5 protein-coding genes are annotated in these 2,964 nt (G+C 62.5%); 3 read left to right on the plus strand and 2 right to left on the minus strand.

The annotated features are described in order from the left end of the window. Positions 1-215: 215 nt before the first annotated feature. A complete protein-coding gene (locus tag EOL86_13315; protein NCD26554.1) occupies positions 216-896 on the minus strand; it encodes a phosphoribosylanthranilate isomerase in 681 nt (226 codons plus the stop codon). Between the two features lie 29 nt (positions 897-925). Next, positions 926-1,198, minus strand: a complete 273-nt coding sequence (locus tag EOL86_13320) for a hypothetical protein (GenBank protein NCD26555.1) — start codon at positions 1,196-1,198, stop codon at positions 926-928. Between the two features lie 153 nt (positions 1,199-1,351). On the opposite strand from EOL86_13320, the gene EOL86_13325 reads away from it, so the two are divergent. The 3 genes from EOL86_13325 to EOL86_13335 form a co-directional block, all read left to right on the plus strand. After that, positions 1,352-2,275 (plus strand): cation transporter, encoded by a 924-nt coding sequence (locus EOL86_13325; protein ID NCD26556.1) that lies wholly within the window; start codon positions 1,352-1,354, stop codon positions 2,273-2,275. Beyond that, a complete protein-coding gene (locus EOL86_13330) occupies positions 2,268-2,684 on the plus strand; it encodes a MarR family transcriptional regulator (GenBank protein ID NCD26557.1) in 417 nt (138 codons plus the stop codon). Before EOL86_13325 ends, EOL86_13330 begins: the two co-directional genes overlap by 8 nt. 71 nt (positions 2,685-2,755) lie before the next feature. Then, the coding region (locus EOL86_13335; protein ID NCD26558.1) for a hypothetical protein at positions 2,756-2,964 on the plus strand (209 nt) is incomplete at its 3' end.

Below are 2,964 nucleotides of genomic sequence, written 5' to 3' on the forward strand. Positions count from 1 at the left end.
TGGGCCCAAAAAACGCGGCGCCACGGGCCATGAAGCACGGTCATCACATCATAGGACACTATCATGAAAATCTGGCTTCCGGATCGTATGTATAAAATGTTTCCCTTCTACGTGGGCGTGATTGGGTGTCTGGGATGCGCCCTGGGCAATCCAACCGCCATCGGCCTCGGTGGGATGCTGCTGCTGTATAGCTGCGGCGTTTTCCTGCTGCGCGCCTAGATGGAACGCGGCAACGCGCCAAACCCAACCCTGGCCGCGCGCACAAAGGCCCGGACCAACTCCTTGTCCTTGAAACCGTCAGGAGCTTCCAGGCCGGTATGGGCGTCCACGGCCGAGGGCTGGACCACGCCAATGGCCCGGGCCACATTGCAAGGAGTCAGGCCTCCGGCCAGGATGACCGGCCGGGGGGAAACACGCACCAATTCGGCGCTGACCGACCAGTCATGAATTTGTCCCGTGGCGCCGCTGGCGCCGGTGGCGGGATCGAAGGTATCCGTGATGAACGCGTCGCAAACCGAGGCGTAGGCGCCGACGAACTCGGTGGGACTCAGAGCCTCCCGCCCGACAACATAGCTTTTGAAAATCCGTAGCGGGCACGCGGTTTTGATCCGGGCCAGCGTCTCCGACCCGACGGCGGCGTGCATCTGCACGGTCCGCACCCCCAGAAAACGGCACAAATCGACCAACCGGCCAGGATCGGCCTCATAGGTAATGAGCACGCACGCGGGGGGCCCCACGGCGCGAATGATCCGTCGCGCCTCGGCCTCGGACGTATCCTCGGCGTGCACGGGCAAGCGCAGGGGGAATCCAAGCAAATCCACCCCGCAGTCCAGCAGCATGCGCCCTTCGTCCACGCAACGCACCCCAGCGACCTGAATCATGCCGAATTGGATCATGTCTCCCCCACGCGCACGCCGCGCGGACTTCAACCTTTCTTCTTGGCTTCCTTGAGCAGATAGCGGGCCATGTCCACGTCATACAATTTCGTGGGATCGGCCTTGGCGTTGCGCTCGTCCTGAAACATCCGCGCCCCGCGCTTGATGATGTCCATGTCCAGCCAGCCGTGCCGTTCCCAAACCTCGGGACGATCGGCATTGCTCAGCCGGAATTCGACGCTGCCGTCCTGCTCGCGCACATACATGCGGATTCGTTTGTTTTGCGGATTGGGATAATAGAATACACCGTCTCTGTCTTGCACTGGAGCCTCCAAAATTGTTTGTTCCCGGGACTTTCAAAGCGAGGCGGAATTGTCAATCCCCACGCCGCGGCCATCCAGATTTTGTTTGACACTCAAACTTCGAGAACCTAAATATTTGCACATCAAACAACTTGGAATTCAAGCGAGGTTTCCATGTCCACCCAATGTTGCCCTCACGGCCATCATCACCACCACGACCACGGCGAACGCGGCACCCGTTTCGTCTTCTGGCTGACCATGGCCACCATGGCCGTGGAAATCCTTTCGGGCTGGGCCTTTGGTTCCATGGCCCTGCTGGCCGATGGCTGGCACATGGCCAGTCATGCCGGCGCCATGGCCGTGGCCTGGTTCGCCTATGCCTACGCCCGCAAAAACGCCGACAATCCGGACCTGGTCTTTGGCGCGGGCAAGGTCAACGCCCTGGCGGGCTTTGGCTCGGCCGTGGGTCTGATCCTGGTCGCGATCTTCATGGCGGCCGAATCCGCCATGCGCTTCATCGCGCCGGTACCCATCGCCTTTGCCCAGGCAATTTTCGTCGCCGTGCTCGGCTTGGCCGTGAACCTGGCCAGTGCCTGGCTGCTGCGCGACGAGGACCATGCCCACTGCCACGACCATAACCTGAAGGCCGCCTACATCCACGTCCTGGCCGACGCCCTGACCTCGGTCCTGGCTATTTTTGCGCTACTCGGCGGCCGGCTGTACGGCCTGAACTGGCTGGACCCGGTCATGGGCATTGTCGGCGCCCTGGTCGTGGGCCGCTGGGCCCTGGGTCTGTTGCGCGAAACCGCCCGCGTGCTTCTCGATCACCGCGTCGGCGGCGACATCCACGCGGACATCCGGCGCCACATCGAAGCAGACGGCAATATCCGGGTCCGCGACCTGGCCATCTGGAATGTCGGGCCACGCCGCATGGCCGCCCATCTGACCGTGGAGGACGCCTCGCCCAGGCCGCCCGAACATTACAAAAACCTCATGGGGGACATTCCGGACCTGACCCGGATCACGGTGGAGGTCCATGCCTGCCCGTGCCCGGCCGAGGAAAGCACCCAGACCTGCCCGGAGCATGCCCATGCATGATCTGGAAATATTGAGCGAGCTGCTCATCGAATTCTACGAAAAATTCTCTTCCTGGGAACAGGCCGTGGTGCGGGACAGCCCCATCACCCTGAACCAAATGCACACCCTGGAAATTCTGGGTCAGCAGTCTCCCCTGCGCATGAAAGAACTGGCGGCCAAAATGGGCGTGACCACGGGCACCCTGACCGTGACCGTGGACCGCCTGGAAAAACAAGGGCTGGTGGAACGCATCCCGCACGAAACAGACCGCCGGTCCATCCTGGTCGGCCTGACCAAGGCCGGCCGGGACATGTTTCAGGAACACCATGGCCACCACCTGAATCTGACCAGGGAATTGAGCGCCGCCCTCACCCCAGAGGAAACCCGGAACTTCCAGGCCATCCTGGCCAAACTGACCCAAGCCCTCTGAAAAACTGGCGGACCGGCGGGCCGTGCGCTACAAGACGCCGGTCCGCAACCCTTTAGCCAGACGCCACCATCATGTTCGATCCAACCTCGGCCGCCGCCAGCGGCCTTGTGCTCGGGCTTTCGGCCGGGCTGTCACCCGGCCCCCTTCTGACCCTGATGCTCTCCGAAACCCTGCGCCACGGCGTCAGGGCGGGTCTGCTCGTGGCCGTGGCCCCCCTCATCTCGGATCTGCCCATTATCATTCTGGTCACGGGCCTTTATTGGCTCCTGCCGGACAGCGC

Source organism: Deltaproteobacteria bacterium, from assembly GCA_009930495.1.
In the GTDB taxonomy this organism is placed as follows: Bacteria; Desulfobacterota; Desulfovibrionia; order Desulfovibrionales; family Desulfomicrobiaceae; genus Desulfomicrobium.

Excerpts from the sequence above, each read along its gene's own strand:
- EOL86_13315 (NCD26554.1), bottom strand. The coding sequence starts at position 896 with ATGATCCAATTCGGCATGATTCAGGTCGCTGGGGTGCGTTGCGTGGAC.
- EOL86_13325 (NCD26556.1), top strand. The coding sequence starts at position 1,352 with ATGTCCACCCAATGTTGCCCTCACGGCCATCATCACCACCACGACCAC.
- EOL86_13330 (NCD26557.1), top strand. The coding sequence starts at position 2,268 with ATGCATGATCTGGAAATATTGAGCGAGCTGCTCATCGAATTCTACGAA.